Annotated in this window: 18 protein-coding genes; 7 read left to right on the forward strand and 11 right to left on the reverse strand. The window is 62.8% G+C overall.

Going from position 1 to position 16425, the window contains the following annotated elements:
* Nucleotides 1-239: 239 nt before the first annotated feature.
* Genes JFN93_RS12340 through JFN93_RS12350 form a run of 3 tightly spaced genes read left to right on the forward strand, consistent with a single transcriptional unit; the run spans nucleotide 240 to nucleotide 2057 of the window.
* Nucleotides 240-866 (forward strand): TetR/AcrR family transcriptional regulator, encoded by a 627-nt coding sequence (locus JFN93_RS12340; protein WP_199384389.1) that lies wholly within the window; start codon nucleotides 240-242, stop codon nucleotides 864-866.
* Nucleotides 863-1411, forward strand: coding sequence for a flavodoxin family protein (locus tag JFN93_RS12345; RefSeq protein WP_199384390.1), 549 nt, complete (start codon nucleotides 863-865; stop codon nucleotides 1409-1411). Before JFN93_RS12340 ends, JFN93_RS12345 begins: the two co-directional genes overlap by 4 nt.
* Nucleotides 1392-2057: a flavodoxin family protein gene (locus JFN93_RS12350; RefSeq protein ID WP_199384391.1), complete on the forward strand. Its 666-nt coding sequence runs from the start codon at nucleotides 1392-1394 to the stop codon at nucleotides 2055-2057. The genes JFN93_RS12345 and JFN93_RS12350 overlap by 20 nt, the downstream gene beginning before the upstream one ends.
* A 74-nt stretch (nucleotides 2058-2131) precedes the next feature.
* On the opposite strand, the gene JFN93_RS12355 is transcribed toward JFN93_RS12350, so the two are convergent.
* Both JFN93_RS12355 and JFN93_RS12360 read right to left on the reverse strand, forming a co-directional pair.
* On the reverse strand, nucleotides 2132-2920 hold the full coding sequence (locus JFN93_RS12355; protein WP_199384392.1) for a VOC family protein: 789 nt from the start codon (nucleotides 2918-2920) through the stop codon (nucleotides 2132-2134).
* Between the two features lie 154 nt (nucleotides 2921-3074).
* The gene (locus tag JFN93_RS12360; protein ID WP_199384393.1) at nucleotides 3075-3497 is read right to left on the reverse strand and encodes a bacteriohemerythrin; all 423 of its coding nucleotides are present in this window, start codon (nucleotides 3495-3497) and stop codon (nucleotides 3075-3077) included.
* 333 nt (nucleotides 3498-3830) lie between these two features.
* On the opposite strand from JFN93_RS12360, the gene JFN93_RS12365 reads away from it, so the two are divergent.
* Nucleotides 3831-4934 (forward strand): alpha/beta hydrolase, encoded by a 1104-nt coding sequence (locus JFN93_RS12365; RefSeq protein WP_199384394.1) that lies wholly within the window; start codon nucleotides 3831-3833, stop codon nucleotides 4932-4934.
* 81 nt (nucleotides 4935-5015) lie between these two features.
* On the opposite strand, the gene JFN93_RS12370 is transcribed toward JFN93_RS12365, so the two are convergent.
* Both JFN93_RS12370 and JFN93_RS12375 read right to left on the reverse strand, forming a co-directional pair.
* Nucleotides 5016-5603 (reverse strand): hypothetical protein, encoded by a 588-nt coding sequence (locus JFN93_RS12370; protein ID WP_199384395.1) that lies wholly within the window; start codon nucleotides 5601-5603, stop codon nucleotides 5016-5018.
* Between the two features lie 32 nt (nucleotides 5604-5635).
* Nucleotides 5636-6325: an outer membrane protein gene (locus JFN93_RS12375; RefSeq protein ID WP_199384396.1), complete on the reverse strand. Its 690-nt coding sequence runs from the start codon at nucleotides 6323-6325 to the stop codon at nucleotides 5636-5638.
* Nucleotides 6326-6949: 624 nt separating this feature from the next.
* Here JFN93_RS12375 and JFN93_RS12380 point away from each other — a divergent pair.
* Together JFN93_RS12380 and JFN93_RS12385 are read left to right on the forward strand one after the other, a co-directional pair.
* Nucleotides 6950-7693 (forward strand): PEP-CTERM sorting domain-containing protein, encoded by a 744-nt coding sequence (locus tag JFN93_RS12380; protein ID WP_199384397.1) that lies wholly within the window; start codon nucleotides 6950-6952, stop codon nucleotides 7691-7693.
* A gap of 355 nt (nucleotides 7694-8048) precedes the next feature.
* Nucleotides 8049-8939: an ATP-binding protein gene (locus tag JFN93_RS12385; protein WP_199384398.1), complete on the forward strand. Its 891-nt coding sequence runs from the start codon at nucleotides 8049-8051 to the stop codon at nucleotides 8937-8939.
* A 93-nt stretch (nucleotides 8940-9032) separates the two neighbouring features.
* Here the strand turns inward: JFN93_RS12385 and JFN93_RS12390 are convergent, their stop codons facing one another.
* From JFN93_RS12390 to JFN93_RS12405, 4 genes are all read right to left on the reverse strand, one after another.
* Nucleotides 9033-9341 (reverse strand): hypothetical protein, encoded by a 309-nt coding sequence (locus JFN93_RS12390; protein ID WP_199384399.1) that lies wholly within the window; start codon nucleotides 9339-9341, stop codon nucleotides 9033-9035.
* 118 nt (nucleotides 9342-9459) lie between these two features.
* Nucleotides 9460-10368, reverse strand: a complete 909-nt coding sequence (locus tag JFN93_RS12395; protein WP_199384400.1) for an AEC family transporter — start codon at nucleotides 10366-10368, stop codon at nucleotides 9460-9462.
* 46 nt (nucleotides 10369-10414) lie between these two features.
* A complete protein-coding gene (locus JFN93_RS12400) occupies nucleotides 10415-10894 on the reverse strand; it encodes an HPP family protein (RefSeq protein WP_199384401.1) in 480 nt (159 codons plus the stop codon).
* A 46-nt stretch (nucleotides 10895-10940) separates the two neighbouring features.
* On the reverse strand, nucleotides 10941-11528 hold the full coding sequence (locus tag JFN93_RS12405) for an exopolysaccharide biosynthesis protein (RefSeq protein ID WP_199384402.1): 588 nt from the start codon (nucleotides 11526-11528) through the stop codon (nucleotides 10941-10943).
* A gap of 374 nt (nucleotides 11529-11902) precedes the next feature.
* Here JFN93_RS12405 and JFN93_RS12410 point away from each other — a divergent pair, with 374 nt between their 5' ends.
* Nucleotides 11903-12682: a cytochrome c3 family protein gene (locus JFN93_RS12410; RefSeq protein WP_199384403.1), complete on the forward strand. Its 780-nt coding sequence runs from the start codon at nucleotides 11903-11905 to the stop codon at nucleotides 12680-12682.
* Nucleotides 12683-12747: 65 nt separating this feature from the next.
* On the opposite strand, the gene JFN93_RS12415 is transcribed toward JFN93_RS12410, so the two are convergent.
* The 3 genes from JFN93_RS12415 to JFN93_RS12425 form a co-directional block, all read right to left on the reverse strand.
* On the reverse strand, nucleotides 12748-12993 hold the full coding sequence (locus JFN93_RS12415) for a hypothetical protein (RefSeq protein ID WP_199384404.1): 246 nt from the start codon (nucleotides 12991-12993) through the stop codon (nucleotides 12748-12750).
* Between the two features lie 304 nt (nucleotides 12994-13297).
* A complete protein-coding gene (locus tag JFN93_RS12420) occupies nucleotides 13298-15562 on the reverse strand; it encodes a nitric-oxide reductase large subunit (protein WP_199384405.1) in 2265 nt (754 codons plus the stop codon).
* A 287-nt stretch (nucleotides 15563-15849) separates the two neighbouring features.
* On the reverse strand, nucleotides 15850-16242 hold the full coding sequence (locus JFN93_RS12425; RefSeq protein ID WP_199384406.1) for a hypothetical protein: 393 nt from the start codon (nucleotides 16240-16242) through the stop codon (nucleotides 15850-15852).
* Nucleotides 16243-16425 lie beyond the last annotated feature (183 nt).

Below are 16425 nucleotides of genomic sequence, written 5' to 3' on the forward strand. Positions count from 1 at the left end.
GCCGTTCGCGCCAGGAATGGCGCTCCCACAGGTATTGCCGTTTCCTTGGCATCGCCATTCCCCTCTTCCCTTTCAGGGACTGCCGTCTCCTTCCTCAAAGACTCGAAGTTCCGCTGTTCCCTGCTCGCTCTCCCGGATCTCAAGCCAACGCTCGTCGGTTGACTGATTAGGTAACACATGTTATACAACATCTGTCTTTTATTCTATCCGCCGTCTCTCGCGGACTCGGAGTTCACGCCATGTCTCCTCCTCCCGTCACCGTTACCAAAGAAAAGGTGCTCGACGCCGCCCTGCAGATCGTGCGGGAGGCCGGGTACGCCGCCCTCACCGCGCGCGCCGTCGCCGCCCGGCTCGGCTGTTCCGTCGCCCCGATCTACCGCGTCTGCGGATCGATGGAGCAGCTCGCCACCGAAGTACTGGAAAAGATCCGCCAGCTCCTGGCGGGATACACCGCCCGCAGCTATACCGCGATGCCCTTCCGAAACGCCGGCGTCGGGATGGTCCTTTTCGCCCGCGACGAGCCCAACCTGTACCTCGCCCTGTTCGGCGAGCGGCACCACTTCAAAGGGGTGATCCAGGAGTTTTGCGCGGCGATGGCGGCGACGGTAGCCGAAGATCCCACCTTCGCCCCGCTCGGCGCCGCGGCCCGGCAGGAGCTGCTTGAGGAGATGTGGACCTACTCCCATGGGCTGGCCATGTTCGTGGTCACCGGAATGGTTGCCGACGTGAGCGAGGCAGCGATCAACCGCCGGATGGGAAGGATCGGCTTTGCCGTCATCACCGCCGCCTTCGGGGGCGATACCGGATGGGCCTGCGGCGGGCCGGACTGCGCCGGGGAGGAGATGGGAGGAGGGAAAACGACATGAACGTCATGATCGTCAACGGGAACCCGGATCCCGATTCGGGCTTCGACGCGCGGCTTTCCCGGCTGGCCGAGTCGGCGCGCGCCCGGGGGGACCGGGTGCAGGAATTCACCTTGAGGGAGCTCAGCATCGCCCAATGCGTCGGCTGCTTCGGCTGCTGGGTGAAGACGCCGGGGATCTGCGTCTTCCGGGACGACCAGGAGAACATCCTGCGGGGCTACGTCGCCGCCGACCTCGTGGTCATGGCCTCCCCCCTGATCATGGGATTCACCTCGGCCCTGCTCAAGCGCTGCACCGACCGGATCATCCCGGTACTTCTCCCCTTCATCGACACCTCGACCGGCGAATGCCGGCATTTCCTGCGCTACGGCAAGGCCCCGCTTTTGGCCGTCGTTTATGCCCCCGAACCGGACACCGACCCCGAAGACGTCGAGATAGCCGCCAACCTGTGGCAACGCCTGGCCCGTAACGCCGGCAGCCGGATTGCCTGCTTCCGCTCCCTCGAGCAACCCCTGGAGGAGGTGTGGAATGAACTTGACCGCGATTAACGGTTCCCCCCGCGGGGCCAAAAGCAACACCGCCATCCTGCTGCAGCACTTCCTGGCCGGCTTTGCCGGGAGCAACGGCCACAGCCATCGTCTGATCCACCTCAAAACCGAGGGGGGAGCGGACCTGGCTGCCGACTGTTTCGACGGGTCCGATGTCGTCCTGCTCGGCTTCCCGCTCTACGCCGACGCCATGCCCGGCATCGTGAAGGAACTCATCGAGCGCTGGGGCAGGTACCGGGGAGCCGGCAACCACCCGATCCTGATCTTCCTGGTGCAGTCGGGCTTCCCGGAGGGGTCCCATACCCGGAACCTGGTGCCGTACCTCGAAAAGCTCAGCCGCCGGCTGGGGTGCGACTACCGCGGGACCATCAGGAAGGGGGGCGTGGAAGGGATCCGGGTGCAGCCTTCCTTCATGACCCGGAGGCTTTTTGACCGGATGCGTCAGCTGGGCGCCGGCTTCGGCCGCTGGAGAACCCTCGACGACGGCCTCCTCGAAGAACTCGCCGGGGCGGAATCGCAGAACCGTTTCGGGCGGCTCACGGTCAACAAGATGAGCGAACTTTTGTTCTGGAATCCCGCCCTGAAAAGAAACGGCGCGTACGAACTTCGCCATGCAAAGCCGTACGCGCCGCAAGAATCGCCCTAGCGCCGGGAAGTCCGGGGGGCGGCAAACCACGCCCCGTCCTTCCCGCGCCGGCTCCTCATCGCTCTGCCGTGTCGCTACCGCTCCTGCGGGGTGAAAAGCGCCAAGATCGCCCCCTGCGGGTCCTCGATGATGGCGAAACGCCCGATCCCCGGGATGTCGGCCGGCGCCTTGAGCACTTTTCCCTGCGCGTCGATCACCTTCCTGGCGGCGGCGTCACAGTCCCAGGTCAGATAGTAAACCAGCCACGCCGGTGACGGTTCCGGGCAGTCCGGGGGAAATCCCATCAGGCCACCGACCCCCTCCACCCCTTCTTGGCCGAAGATGGTGTAGGGGATGGGGCCTCCTTCCAGCCGCTGGGTGGTCCATCCGAAGAGCCCGGCGTAGAAGCGCGCCGCGTCCTCGGGGTCGCGGACCATCAACTCGCTCCAGCAGCGGGTCCCCTCCTCCCCGACCAGGGTGGCGCCGACGTGATCCCGGGGTTGCCAGAGGTGGAAGACCGCCCCCTGGGGGTCGCGGATGATGGCCATGCGGCCGTGGCTGAAGACATCGAAGGGCGGGGCGAGGATGGTCCCCCCCAACTCCTGCGCCTTGCCGGTCACAAGGTCCGCATCGGCAACCGCTACGTAGCTTTGCCAGCGCGGGCGTCCGCCCCCGTTGAGTTCCTCCTCCGGCATCCCGTACAGGGCTGCCACATCCTCCCCCTGCAGTTGGGCCATGGTGTAGGTCATCCCCGGCCCGACTTCGTTATCCACGAATTTCCACCCGAAAACGGCCGCATAGAACTGTTTTGCCCCCTGCGGGTCGGTTGTGGCCAGATCGGTCCAGCAAAACGTGCCGGGCGCGTGAGTCGTAATCTTGGGCATGAAGTGCCTCCTCTTCCATTTGGAGCAGCGGCTCGCAGCCGCCGGCTCTCATGGTGGCAACGCTCTCTTTCGCTTAATGGGAAAGAGCGTTGCGTCCGGAGCGGGAGTTTTCACCACGCGGTGGCCGGCAGGTGCCGCAGGCACCGGGCAGCGATCACAGCGGCCCGCTCGATGCCGTGTCGCGGCGCAGATACGCCGCGAGGGCCTTGTCCATCTTCATGAAGTGGTTCTTCAACCAGTCGCTCATCATCCGAATCGACTGAACCACCATCATAATGCTCGCGCCCTCCGCCGCGTAGCGCCCTTCCAGACGCTGTACCTCGCGATAAAACCAGTCATGCTGCATCTTGTGCTGCGGGTAGCCGGGATAGCCGCGTTCGCGCTGCAGTTTTTCCTCATCCCGGAAATGTTTTCTGACATAGCGCTTGAGAAACCAGAGCAACCGCGCTATCTCCTCCTGCCCTCGCAACTCTTTGCTCGCCTGGAGCAGGTCGTCGATCTTGCGTAACAGATCCCGATGCTGGTTGTCGATCTCTTCGATGCCGGTCTCGAGGTCTTCCCGCAACTCCGTGTGCATGGTTGGCTCCAGTTATTCCAATATCGGGCACCAATGAAATGCCCCCTTTGTGATAATCGAGCCTTACGCTCTTCTCTTTTTACTACGCCCGTGCGCTGCCAGTGTCAACAGGCTTGGCCACGATTGACAGCGCGCCGCTCCGGCAGCCGCTCCCTGCCAACTCCATCGCCATGGCAGCTGACGACGGCGATCCCCCCGCACCTTCACTCCCCTTGCCGAGCCTTCCGGCTCCCGCACTTCCCGTTGAAATGCGGTCAGTCCGGCCTATGATTTAATAAATTTTTTCAAATACACCTCTTTTCGTCGGATCCCTCATCCGCCCCGGAGCCACCCATGAAAGCCCTGGAAGCAAGCCATCCCCGGCCAGTGAACACGGCGCCGCAAACGCGGCGCGCTCGCTGGATGATCAAGCCCTTGATCCTTTTAGCCGCCCTGATCCTGTTCCCCGTTGCCGTGGGAGCCCTCTATCAGTACGTCCTGACCGCGCGTGACTTGTACCGGTACACCCCACCGGGACGCCTGGTCGAGGTGAACGGCCACCGGCTGCACCTGCTTGTCACCGGGCCGGCCGGAAAGGGGAGCGGGCCGACCGTGGTCCTGGAAACGGGGCTCGGTGGGATCGCCTGGTGCTGGTCCTGGATCCAACCCGAGGTGGCCAAGTTCGCCCGGGTGGTTTCGTACGACCGCCCCGGGCTCGGTTGGAGCGATCCCGACGGCGCCCCCTTCACCCCGGCACATTATGCCGTCAACCTGCACACCGCGCTTGCCGCGGCAGGAATCCCCGGCCCCTACCTCCTGGTAGGGCACTCGATGGGGGGGCTGCTGGTGCGGGTTTTCAACGATCTCTATCCCAACGAGGTGGCCGGAATGGTCCTCATCGAGCCGTGCCACCCGGAGCAGTCCCAGTGCAACCCTTTCGTCCGGCAGGCGACCGAGGCGCACATGAAGGGGCTCAAGATCCGGCAGATCCTGACCTACATCGGCTACGAGCGCGGATTCGGTGATTATTTCGACCAAAATGCGAAGGGGATGCCCAGGCAGGGGCTGGAGCAGGCGCGGACCGTGCTTTCCCTGTACCGCCACGTCAAATGGACCAACAGCGAGGCGTCGATGTGGGACGATCTCTGCGCCTACGTCCGTAATACCCGCGGCCTCGGGGACAAGCCGCTTCTCGTCGTGACCGGCGATCAGGGGCTCCCCCCCGGCTTCCTCGACCTCGAGGCGGATCTGACCCGGCTTTCCTCGCGGGGCGGGCTGCGCCTGATCCGGGGCGCAACGCACCTGAACCTGATCGGGGAGCGGGAGAACGCCCTGCAGGTGGTGCAGGCGATTCGCGACGTGTACCAGCAGGCAACGGTGGTGGGCCGGCAGCTGCCGCGATCCCCGGAACGGCACCCGCTTCCGGCGCTCAGAATATCGGTTCAAGGACACAACTGATCTGACGGCGTCCCCACCGAAAAAGAGCCGGTTGCCCCAGAGGCAACCGGCTCTTTTCTTTTTTAGGCACTCAGCACCTCCCTAGGAGGTACCCGCCTTGAAGATCCCCCACACTGCGAGATCGGCCAACGCAAAGCTCGCGGTCCCGCTGGCGCCGACCACGGCGCTCGGGCCGGCGAGCCACGTGCGGCTGCCGGCGTCGTAGCGGGAGGCGGTCACCGTCGTGCCGGCCAGGGCGCTCCCCACGTCGACCGTGACCGACGCCGCGGGAATCGCGGTTTGCGCGGTCGCAACCGAAAGATCCAGATAGCAGACGAAGCCGGACGGTACCGAGCTCTGGGCCGCGGTCGGCAAGGTAGTCGGGTCGACCGAAAAGCTGACGGTGCTCGGGAGCTCTCCGGACAGTGCCGTACGCGAGCCGTCCACCAGCAGGGACCGGCTGGCGAGCGTGATCACCGCCTGAGCCGGAGCGGCAACCGGCACCGGGGTCGACGCGGTGTACCCCCAGGAGTCGGTCGCCACGACGCCGCTTTTGACCGACACCGCGCTGCTGGAACCCGGATCGGTCCCTCCGCCGTAGTCATATCCGTCCCTCCGATTGCCGCAGCCGGCTCCCGCCAGCGCGACCAGCGCCAGCAAAACCAAGGCAAAACGCCTGTTCCTCTTCATGGGTAGCTCTCCTCCACCGGTATGCTGCCGGATCAAAACCGCAACCGAAGGCCGACGGTCGCGTTGTGGCTCGCCAGGCGGAATTCGGTCGAGTTGGGCCAGTCCTTGCGCATGCTGGCGCGGGTGGTGGCAAAGTAACGATAGCCGAGGTCAACCGAGAGGAGCCGGTTGAGGGCGACTTCGATTCCGGTTCCCAGCTGGTAGGCGATGACGTTGTCGTCATCTTCGCTGAAGATGTGGTTGTTAATGACCCCCTGCGTGGCGTCCACCCCCCTGGTGGTCCCCAGGCTCACGTTCGCGAAGCCGAGCCCGCCGCCGAGGTACGGAGTGATGGGGCTGTTGGTGTGCAGGTCGTAAAAGCCGTTGATCAGCATGGCGAAGGCGCCGACCCGCCCGTCCGTGTTCACGTACCTGGTCCCGTAGCTGCTGTCGGTGACGGAGGTGATTCCCCCCTCCTTGTAAGACATCTCCCCTTCCAGCCGGAAAGTCCCGAAATCATAGCCGAGGGTACCGCCGATGTTTTCCCCCGGATCGAACTGCACCTGGGCGCTTTTCGCCGCAACCGGGTTGAACTCGGTGATGGAGACCGTGGCATCGTTGGGGGCGCTGGTGCCGGCAAAAAACGAGACGTAGGCTCCCCCTGCCGGTGGGAAGGCAAAGGCAGCGGTGGGAAGGACCAAAGAAAAAGGCGTGGCAAGGGCAAGCAGATATTTGAGCTTCATATCGATTTTTTCCTCTGTGATGGGTAACCGACGGGCGGCCGGCCGATCCGGCCCCGAAAAGCGTGCGCATTATAGTGCCGGGGGGGGCCCAAGGGAAGGTTTTTATCTGGAGTTTCAGCACATTAGACGCACCCCCATTGAAGAAATGTTTTCCAGGCCGGAGACGGCCTGGGGCAAGGTGGTGCGCTTTTGAGTGCTCCGGCGGACCGCGTCGGGTCCGGAAGCCGGCGAAACCGTCATATCACCGCGGTGATGTCGAAATCCTTTACACCCTTTTTGAACTGCTTCGAACCGAGCAACTTTAACCATCTAGCATCATGAAGCTTTAACCCTGGGGCATCTGCAGCGCTCCAACCGCGGCAGCGGGGCGCTCGGTGAAATCACCGAAATACCAAGAAACCCTCTGCTGCCGCCGCCAGCGTCGGAGAACTTTACAGACCTGGGCTCGCCGCCCCCGCACCAGTCTCATAACCGTGCGAAACTCCGACACTACGATGTTTGGTACGCAAAGTGCTAGATGGGTACCGACGCCATCTTTGCCCGGCAGCGATGCCAGGAGAGATCCGTCGACCACCAAATTAGCCCGGTTACGCCCATAGGGCCAGAACCGAAAAGGGGCACCCGATGAACGCAAACCGGATGAGTAGCAGGCTTTGGACGGCAGTTCTCGTCATCACGGCAGTGATCTGCACCACGCAGGGTGCCTTCGCCACCACTATCAGCGCCACGTGGACCGGATGGGGTGGCGCCGTTTTGTCGGACGGTCATCGCTACGGCTATGCCAATGGTCAGATCAACCCCACCCCCAATGGCGGCCCGGGATGGGTCGGTTTGGGCGGTGACCAGTTTTACACCGCGAGCAGCGTCCCCTTTGCCGACAAGAACGGGAATTTCGATGGATGGTGCGTCGACATCCACCACTGGCTGGCCACCGACAGCAACTTCGTGGTCGGCGACAAGAACGACCTGGTAAACGTCTTTTCCCAGGACCGGGTCCACGATCTCCTTGCCCTGGCGAATGAACGGTACGCCACCCTGCACTCGCAGCAGGATTCCGCGGCTTTCCAGCAGGCGGTGTGGGCGATCATGTTCGGCACCAAGGCGTCGGGAGCCTACACCCTCCAGAGCACCGGTTTTTGGGCCGCTTCCGACAACTCCGGGTACGGCGAGGCCAACCAGTGGCTGCAGGATCTCAACAGCGCCGCCCTGACCGGCAACTTCGATCTCACCTATCTTTATCTGAACCCCGCCGGGACCTCGCAGGCCATGGTCGTCTTCACCCCGGCGACGGTACCGGAGCCTGCCACCTTCCTCCTGTTTGGCGCCGGCCTGGCCGGTGTCGCCTTGTGGCGGCGCAAACGGCAGTAAAGTTTTCCGACACCGGCAACGAAAAAGGCTTTCGGAACTCCGAAAGCCTTTTTTATCACCGCCGCGCAACCTAGAACCCATTTTGGCACCGGTTCCTGATTGCCCGGGCCTTGGTGCGAAAAATGGCAACCGCGCGGGGCGTTGAAACCATAAACGCTTTTTGATTTGACATCCCCCGTGCCGATACCGTATACAAAGTCACCCGCATCAGCCTCATTTCCGGTCGGTCCCTCTGAATTTCCCGGTTGGTCTGTCAACGTTGATCCCCACCCCGGTTCATTGGTCCTCTGTCCTGGCCTCCCCTGCTGCCCGAATGAGCCCCGCTGCGGGGCAATCCAATCCCTAAGAGAGTGCGATGATCAATCTTAAACCCGAAGTTGTCGCCCAGCTCGAGCGCGTGCTGGGTTCCGTCGAAATGCTCCTCCCCCGGGCGATCAAGCCGATCGACTGGTCCACCTGCCATGCCGCGAACTGGCGCCGGCATTCGTTTTCCGGCTACCTCGAGCCGGTCAAGGTCACCGACAATACGCGGCTCGAAGAACTCCTGGGGGTTGAGAAGCAAAAGGAGATCATGGTGAGCAACACCCGACAGTTCCTGAAGGGGCTGCCGGCGAACAACGCGCTGCTGTGGGGCTCCCGCGGCACCGGAAAATCCTCCCTGGTCAAGGCGCTTTTGAACAAGTTCGCCTGCGAGGGGCTGCGCGTGATCCAGGTCGAAAAAGAGGATCTCATCTATCTCTCCGAGATCTTCAGCTCCGTCGAGGATCAACCATACCGGTTCATCCTCCTGTGCGACGACCTCACCTTCGAGATCGGGGAACTGAGCTACAAGATGCTCAAGAGCGCCCTGGACGGTTCGGTCTACTCCGCACCGGAAAACGTGCTGATCTACGTCACGTCGAACCGGCGCCACCTCCTTCCGGAGTACGAGTCGGACAAGATCGGCGGCAAGTTCGTGAACGGTGAGTTGCAGCAGAGCGAGGCGATGGAGGAGAAGGTCTCCCTCTCCGACCGTTTCGGCCTGTGGGTCGCGTTCCATGTCTTCAGCCAGGACCGCTACCTGGATGCAGTGCGGCTTTGCGTGGAGCGGGAGGCGAAAAAGCGCGGGGTCGAGATCCCCTGGTCCAAGGACCTGGAGCTGGACGCGATCCAGTGGTCCCACGACAAGAGCAAGCGCTGCGGCCGGACCGCCTTCCAGTTTTCCAAGAACTGGGTCGGCCGCTACCTTCTGGCCCAGGCGGCATAACCATCCGCACCATCCCTGACGCACGAAGGGCTGGCAGCTTCGCTGTCAGCCCTTCTTTTTTCCTCGACCTTCCAAGCAGCGGACACCCTCCCCCTACCGCCGTTCGTGGCCGCGCATCTCACCGCCGGGCGCCCCCTTGAACCGGGTCTCCCGGGGCCAATGGCTCCGGGGGAGCTCCCGCCACGGGCCCCGCCGGTCCCTCGAGTAGTCCCAACGGTTGTCATGGTAGTAGTAATGGTAGCCGCGGTGGTAGTAGTACGGCTCCGGCCCCAATTCCACCACCGCCGGCAACGGCTGAACCACATCGGTCTCGTACTCCGGAGGCCCGGTGGCGACGATACAGCCGGTGCCGCAGCAAGCGAGCAACGAAGCCAAGATCACTACCCGGATCAGGTCCTTCATCACGTCCTCCTTCGCAACTTTGCTGGATGCCTTTTTCTGCTTTCGGCACCCGCTCGAAAAGCACCGGCCAAACGTACCGGAACTCCCCAGCATTGCAAGTCCCTATCGGGGGGCCGGATCAGCGGGTGAGCTGCAAGGCGTAATACAAAAGCGGCAGGGTACCGAAGCAGAGCAGGATCCCCACGCTGACCAGAGCCGCGGAAAGCTCCGCATCCATGCCGGCGATGACCGCCAGGGCCGCAGCGGTCACCATCGGCGGCATCCCGGCCTCCAGCACCGAAACCTCAACGGCAAGCCCCTGCTCGCCCAGAAGCCGGCAGATGGCCAACGCGAGCAGCGGAGCGACGACCAGCTTCACGGCGAGGCCGTACCCGAGGGGGCCGAGCACCGGGCGCGGCAGGCGGAGCCTGAGCTGGAACCCCACCGCGGTCATGACCAGCGGCACCAGCGACAGGGACAGGTTGTGGAGCGCCAACGCGAGCTTTTCCGGATACGGGAACGAGCGGAGGGCAAGGCCTGCGATCAGGGCCACCGTGGGGGGAAACAGGAGCATTTTGCGGGCGATGGCAGCGAAATCGGTCCGGCTCTCCTTCCCATAGGTGGCGAGGATGTAGGAGCCGTAGCTGGAAAAGATGGTCATGGTCCCGATCTGGTCGTACACGATGAGGTGCGGCAGCCCGGCCGGGCCGAAGAATGCCTGCACCATCGGAATCCCGAGGAAGGAGGTATTGCCGACCGGGACCACCAGCAGCAACACGCCAAGGATGTGTCGCGGCCATCGGAAGAGCCGTCCCCCCAGGAGCAGCAGCGCGACCGAGAGCAGAAGCATCCCCCAGGGAACGATTACCGGCAGGATGGCGGCCCGGGAGAAGACGATCTGGGGTGCCTTGAGGAGCACGAGGGCCGGCAGGGAGACGTAGAGGGCGAACATGTTGAGCACCTGCGGGGTCTCCCTGGGAAACCCCTTCAGGCGCCGGAACAGCATTCCCAACAAGACGAAGGCACCGATGATGACAAAATTTTCCATGCCTTCTACCTACCATCGTCATCGCTTTTTTTGAAGAAAAACCGGTCTAAGGCTCGATGCCCAACGAGGATAGCAGCCGGAAGCATCCGTACATGAGGGTGACCGCCGCCATGATGAAAAGTGCGTCCCACCAGGTGGAAAGGAGCCCCAGCGATACGATCAGGGTCGTCGCACAGGCGGGGGGATGTTCGCAGCGGAAAAGCCCCATCCCGGCGGTGGTGAGGACCACGGATAGGACTCCGCTGAGACCGACCCGCAAAAAGGAGATGGAGAGGGGTGAGGTAACCGCGGTAAGAGTGAGGCTGGCGGAAAGCACGTGGTAGGCAGCGAGGCCCGCCACAACTCCGGTGAAGTGTCCGCCAATCACCCGCCACGGGGTCTCCTGCCTCGGGGCCGTCACCAGCGAGTATGCCGAGGGGCCCAGACTGGGAAAGAGGAAGGGGCGGCCGGTGACCCAGGCGATCAGGGCGGGGATGGTGAGCAGGAGGCCGACCAGTGACGCCTCGCGGAGCGCTTTTCTCCACATCGGGGTTGCCCTCCGAATTCGGCTTGGATGTGAGATCTTGCCGGCGCTAGCCAAGCAGGCTGTATCCAATGCCGAGCAGGGTCGCGGCGGTGATGATGAAGGCAAGCAAGGCCAGCAAGCCGTCTCGGGCGATCAGCGACAAGCCGAACGCGGTGAGGGCAATCCCCGCCCCATGCACCGAGAACGGGACCAGTTCCATCATCGGCATGGTCGCGGCAATGACCAGGCAGAGGATGGCGATGGTACACCGGCTGGTGTGCCGGGTGAACACCAGCAGGCGCGGCCGCAGCCAGCGGTCGATCAGGCGGGCCGGTCGGTGGAGCCAGGCGACCGCCTTGAGCAGCATCGAGGCGGATACGGAGCGTTTCAGGATGAACTGAGGCAGCCAGAAGTGGTCCCGGCGCAGCAGGAGCTGCAGCGCGATCAGCAGCACCAGCGTGCCGAGCATGGTGGGCATTCCGGGAATGCCGCTGAAGGGGGAGGTCATGAGGACCCCGGCGATAACCAGCAGGGTTCCGAAGGAGCGCCCCCCCACCTCCTCGACGATGATGCCGAGGGAAACCCGGTCGGCAGTAGCGGTCGATTCCTCGATCCGCCGGAGGACCTGCTCGAGGTTGGTAAGGTCGTAGCGCATGGCTCCCTCGAAAATTTGATTAGAATTGACCAATTCTACCCCCGCGCCCCCTCCTTGTCCGTACCAGCTGCCAATGCGTTCGCATCGCTCCAGTCCCGCCGATCCTGGCGGGAGGAACAGGCTACCGCTGTTTCCTCATCCTTTTTCCGATTCCTTCCTCAGCCGATTCCGCGGTACCACGAGGGATATCGGAGCATTGACTTAGCCGCATCGCGATATAAAAGAAAAACACGCTACTTCGGCTAATTAGACCATCAACAACTGGAGGTGTGCATTCTGGAAGCGGCCCGTGGCCGCCGTTGCAGTTTTATGCAGTAGAGCGCTTGTGATGCCTTCGGTTGGAGCTCTTTCTTCGCGAGAAAAGGAGGAGAACCATGAAACGAAACGTCAGCGCAGCTCTTGCATTCACCGCAGTAGTCGGATGTGCGGCCTTGGCCGCAGCCAGCATGGCGCCGGGAACCGGTATCAACGGTTCCTGGCACGACCTCAACGTCCTCACAGGGTACCGGGGAGACCAGGTCGGGCGCACCTGCGTTTTCTGCCACACCCCCCACAACGCGCGCAAGACCGACAGTCTCGTTCCGCTCTGGAACCACGCCGAGACGTCGCTCGCCGTCATGACTCCCTACGCCTGGAGCGCACCGACCAACAGGGACATTGCCATTGCCAAGGATCCGTTGATCGGTCCGAGCCGGCTCTGCATGGCCTGCCACGACGGCTCGACAGCCGTCGATTCTCACGGCGCGGCACTCTCCAACAGCCCCGGTACCACCGTCATGACGGCCGCGTACACCGACGGCCTCAACGCCACGGCGAAACGGTACATCACCGACCTCACGGTCACCCACCCGATCGGCTTTCTGTACGACGATGCCATGCAGCGCCGCGGCACGACGGAGCTGGTCGACTCCACTCACGGATTCATTACCGCGGTCATCGATCCCAACACCTGGAATACCCAACAGCGCGGCTCCCTCACGGAAAGCAGCAAGAAGATCAAAGATACCCTCTACGGAGGTTATCTGACCTGCGCGAGCTGCCACGATGTTCACAACAGCGTCAACACCGCCTCCACGGGAAAAGGAACGTACAACTATTTCCTCTATGCGCCCGAGGAGGGCTCCGCCATCTGCCTTTCCTGCCACGTAAAATAAGCCACCGAAATGAAAGGGGGAGCGGTCGATGGCCACCCCCCCTTTCCATTCCCACCCAAGCCGGCCTATCTTTGGAAAAGCGATCCCTTCTCGATCTGGTCCTTGCGGATCTCGTACTCTTTCCGGTTCATTTTGCCCGCCCGGTAATCGGCGTCGAGCTGCTGCATCTGGCGGTGGGCGTTGTACTCGTAGGCTCCCACCCCGAGTGCGGCACCACCGACCGCGCCACCCGCCGCACTGCCCGGATGTTCGCAGCCCGCCGTAAGTCCTGCCGAGGCGGCAAGGGCAGCTATCAAGATCAACCGTTTCATTGCCTTCTCCTTTCTAACCCAGCGCAGATACTGAAAATTTCCTCATGCCTCAACTGCGAGGGTAGCACATCGCATTAAATATTTTCAATCTTTGCCGTGCGGGTCGTACGAGCGCGACGGTCCGGCAACCGAGCAAGAAAAAGGGGGCGCCAGCTTTTTGCTGGGCCCCCTGATCTTATTCGGCCACGTGCCGGTTTGGATACCGCAACTTCCCGAGAAACGGGTTTCCGGGATCACACCGGAGCTGCCGGTACCGATGCCCCCTCCCTTGGCGTTCCGTCACCGGGTCCGGCATTCGCTTGCGTCAGCGCGCCGGAACGCCTTCGCGCTTGCGATTCAGGAACATGCGCACCGCAAGGTAGACCACCGGCAGGATGCCCACAATGAAGAGCGCATCGCCCGGGAAGCGCAGCCACTCGAAAAGCCGGACCAGCGGGAGGCTGAAGAAATCCGGCTCCCGCCCGTGCCAATACGCGGTCGCGAGGATCTGGTTCATCTGGAGCAGCCCCACCGGAAACAGGTTAATGAACAGCATCCAGGCCAGCCCCAGATTGGTGCACCAAAAGGCGATCGCCATGGCGCGGTTGCTGGCCCGGTCCAGCGGGACGAAATACCGGGTGACGAACATGAAAAAGCCGAGGGACAGCATCCCGTACACCCCCATGAGGGCTGCGTGGCCGTGGTTTGCGGTCCACTGGGTCCCGATCTCGTAGTAGCTGACGATGGGGAGGTTGATCAGGAACCCGAATACCCCCGCACCCAGGAAGTTCCAGAACCCCACCGCGATCAGGAACATCACCGCCCACTTGTGCGGGAAAACGGTCCCGGCGGTACTGAGCATGGAGTTCCCCGCCGGGGCGCCGAGCCTCATGAAGCGCCACGCTTCATAGGTGAGCAGCAGCAGCGGGATCACCTCCATTGCCGAGAAGAAAGCCCCCCACGCCATGTGCATCTCCGGCGTCCCCGAGAAGTAGAGATGGTGCATGGTCCCGATCACGCCCCCCACCGAGTAGAGGATGATGTCCAGGTAGATGATGGTCGTGGCGACCCGCACCCGGACCACGCCGAGCAGCACGAAGACAAAGGCGACCATGATCGTGGTGAAAAGCTCCAGGAAATCCTCCACCCAGAGGTGAACCACCCAGAACCGCCAGAACTCGACCTGCGTGAAGTGGGTCGTCTCCCCGTACAACATCCCCGCGGCATAAAACAGCGGGATGGAAACCGCGCTGTAGATGAAGAGCCAGGGCATGTTCCCCGGATGCTCCCCTTTCAGCCGCTCCCGCATCCCCCGGACCAGGATGAAGAGCCAGATCAGCATCCCTGCGGTCAGGAGAATCTGCCAGAGCCGGCCCAGGTCCAGGTACTCCCAACCTTGGGAACCGATCCAGAACCAGGGCGCGCCTTCGGGGAGCTTGCCGCTGAGGCTCGCCGCCTCGCCGGAAAGGCTCCCCACCACCACGACGACCAGGGCAGCCAGGAGCACCAGGGAGAGTTTGTCCTGGTGGCGCGGCTCCTTGCCGGCGATCATCGGGGCGAGGAAGATCCCCATCGCCAGAAAGCTCGAGGCAACGAAGAAAAGGGACACCTGCACGTGCCACATCCTAGACAGGTTGTAGGGCAGCAGGCTCGCGATCGAAACGCCGTAAAAGCCGGCGCGCTCGACGTGGTAATGCGCGTTCACGCCACCGAGGAGGCCGAGGACCAGGAACAGGCCGGAGACCACCAGGAAGTACCAGGCAACGGTGCGCTGGGACGGAGTGAGCGGCAGGTCCTCGGGAGGGCGGATCGCCTCCGCCTGGTACTCCTCGGCGGCATGCCAGCCAAGCCACTCGTAGCGGCCGAAGAGGAAAAAGATGATCCCGGCCCCGCACAAAAGCGCCACCAGGCTGAGCACGCTCCACATCACCACGCCGGGGGTCGGCTTATTGTCAGCAAGGTCGTCGGGAGGCCAGTTGTTGGTGTAGGAGTGGCTGGTTCCCGGCCGTTGGGCAGCGCACAACCATGCCGCCCAGGAAAAATAGGAGGTGAGCTTGCGGATGTCCTCAGGGTCACGCAGATAGGGGCGTTGCAGCCCCTGCTGGGTGTTTGGGGGACCGAACCACTGCTGGTAGTAGCCGATCATGCTCCGGTACCCCGCGGTCTGCCCCGGGGAGAAGGTGAGGATCCCGCTTCCGGCCTGATAGTTGTTCATTTTCTGCTCGGCACGGACCCGCTGCTCGGCATCGGCGGGAGACATCTTCTGTGCCGCATAGAAAAGACGTGCCTGATCGCCCGCCAGGTGCAGGTACTGGGCCGTGAAATCGGGGCCCAGGTAGGCGCCGTGGCCGAAGATGGTGCCGTACTGCATCAGGCCGTATTTCTGGAAGAGGTTTTGCCCGGCGATGATGTCGTTACCGGTGTAGAGCCGGGAACCATCGGACGCCAGGACCTGCACGGGTACCGGGGCCTTGTCGGTCTTGTCCCGGAAGGCGAGGTAGCCAAGGACGGTAAATCCGAACACGAAGGTGACGATGGCAGTCACCAGCCAACCAGGTGAGAGGATCATGTCTTTGCGGCGTTCGTACATGGGGACCTCCGTAACAGTGGGTATCGGCCTGAGGAAGTGCCGGGGGGTGGAAAAACATCAGGAGAGTATGCAGGGTAATTAATATTTTCCAACCGCAAGTGGCAAGTTGTACGAATGCCCCCGGGAGGAGCAAGCTTCTTTCCTCGACGTACTCTCCCTGATCGCGGCAGCAATGCCGCTCCCAGCGCAGATTCACGGCACAAAAAAAAGGGGGCTCCTCCCGAACCGGGAAAGAGCCGCCCTTTGCTATCCATGCACCAATCGCTGCTTGTGCAGCGTCAGTAATCCTACTTGTAGAGGGCCACCCCCAGGGCGATCAGCGCGACCAAAGCACTGCTCGCGGTGAGCCATCCCCACCAGATCATGCGCACCCGGTTTGCTTCGATGCGACCGATGAGCTGGGCGTTTTGGTCGGCCAGGGCCTTGATCAGCCCCGCAGACTCCCGCATCTCTTTTTTCAATTCCAACACGGCCGTTTCCAGGCTTTCCACCCGCGCCTCCAAAGCGGCGACCGAATCGCTCGGGGAAGGCCCAGCCGCCGGGCCGGGCGCCGCATCCGGCGCATTGCTCTTCATCGCCGTCTTCCAGAGTTTCTTGGCCCCATCCACGACCTTGGGCGCATTCTCGATCACTTCAGCCCAGGGGACCGCTCGCAAAACCGTTAACAAACTGATGACCATGACTCCCTCCCGGGTACGAGATTTCCGTGAATGACCACCAATTGCCGCGCGGGCACGGCCGCTGGCAGTATAGATTCCTCCCGGTCCCGGCACAACCGAAATCGTGGCCCATCGCCCTGTCCCAAGGGTTAAAAGCTCAGCCCCTAGCAGCTTTTCTCGGGAAGTTTTAAAATAATACTAGCA

The sequence above is a fragment of the Geomesophilobacter sediminis genome (assembly GCF_016458275.1).
Classification (GTDB): Bacteria; Desulfobacterota; Desulfuromonadia; order Geobacterales; family Geobacteraceae; genus Geomesophilobacter; species Geomesophilobacter sediminis.

Excerpts from the sequence above, each read along its gene's own strand:
- JFN93_RS12340 (WP_199384389.1), top strand. The coding sequence starts at position 240 with ATGTCTCCTCCTCCCGTCACCGTTACCAAAGAAAAGGTGCTCGACGCC.
- JFN93_RS12345 (WP_199384390.1), top strand. The coding sequence starts at position 863 with ATGAACGTCATGATCGTCAACGGGAACCCGGATCCCGATTCGGGCTTC.
- JFN93_RS12350 (WP_199384391.1), top strand. The coding sequence starts at position 1,392 with ATGAACTTGACCGCGATTAACGGTTCCCCCCGCGGGGCCAAAAGCAAC.
- JFN93_RS12355 (WP_199384392.1), bottom strand. The coding sequence starts at position 2,920 with ATGCCCAAGATTACGACTCACGCGCCCGGCACGTTTTGCTGGACCGAT.
- JFN93_RS12360 (WP_199384393.1), bottom strand. The coding sequence starts at position 3,497 with ATGCACACGGAGTTGCGGGAAGACCTCGAGACCGGCATCGAAGAGATC.
- JFN93_RS12365 (WP_199384394.1), top strand. The coding sequence starts at position 3,831 with ATGAAAGCCCTGGAAGCAAGCCATCCCCGGCCAGTGAACACGGCGCCG.
- JFN93_RS12370 (WP_199384395.1), bottom strand. The coding sequence starts at position 5,603 with ATGAAGAGGAACAGGCGTTTTGCCTTGGTTTTGCTGGCGCTGGTCGCG.
- JFN93_RS12375 (WP_199384396.1), bottom strand. The coding sequence starts at position 6,325 with ATGAAGCTCAAATATCTGCTTGCCCTTGCCACGCCTTTTTCTTTGGTC.
- JFN93_RS12380 (WP_199384397.1), top strand. The coding sequence starts at position 6,950 with ATGAACGCAAACCGGATGAGTAGCAGGCTTTGGACGGCAGTTCTCGTC.
- JFN93_RS12385 (WP_199384398.1), top strand. The coding sequence starts at position 8,049 with ATGATCAATCTTAAACCCGAAGTTGTCGCCCAGCTCGAGCGCGTGCTG.
- JFN93_RS12390 (WP_199384399.1), bottom strand. The coding sequence starts at position 9,341 with ATGAAGGACCTGATCCGGGTAGTGATCTTGGCTTCGTTGCTCGCTTGC.
- JFN93_RS12395 (WP_199384400.1), bottom strand. The coding sequence starts at position 10,368 with ATGGAAAATTTTGTCATCATCGGTGCCTTCGTCTTGTTGGGAATGCTG.
- JFN93_RS12400 (WP_199384401.1), bottom strand. The coding sequence starts at position 10,894 with ATGTGGAGAAAAGCGCTCCGCGAGGCGTCACTGGTCGGCCTCCTGCTC.
- JFN93_RS12405 (WP_199384402.1), bottom strand. The coding sequence starts at position 11,528 with ATGCGCTACGACCTTACCAACCTCGAGCAGGTCCTCCGGCGGATCGAG.
- JFN93_RS12410 (WP_199384403.1), top strand. The coding sequence starts at position 11,903 with ATGAAACGAAACGTCAGCGCAGCTCTTGCATTCACCGCAGTAGTCGGA.
- JFN93_RS12415 (WP_199384404.1), bottom strand. The coding sequence starts at position 12,993 with ATGAAACGGTTGATCTTGATAGCTGCCCTTGCCGCCTCGGCAGGACTT.
- JFN93_RS12420 (WP_199384405.1), bottom strand. The coding sequence starts at position 15,562 with ATGTACGAACGCCGCAAAGACATGATCCTCTCACCTGGTTGGCTGGTG.
- JFN93_RS12425 (WP_199384406.1), bottom strand. The coding sequence starts at position 16,242 with ATGGTCATCAGTTTGTTAACGGTTTTGCGAGCGGTCCCCTGGGCTGAA.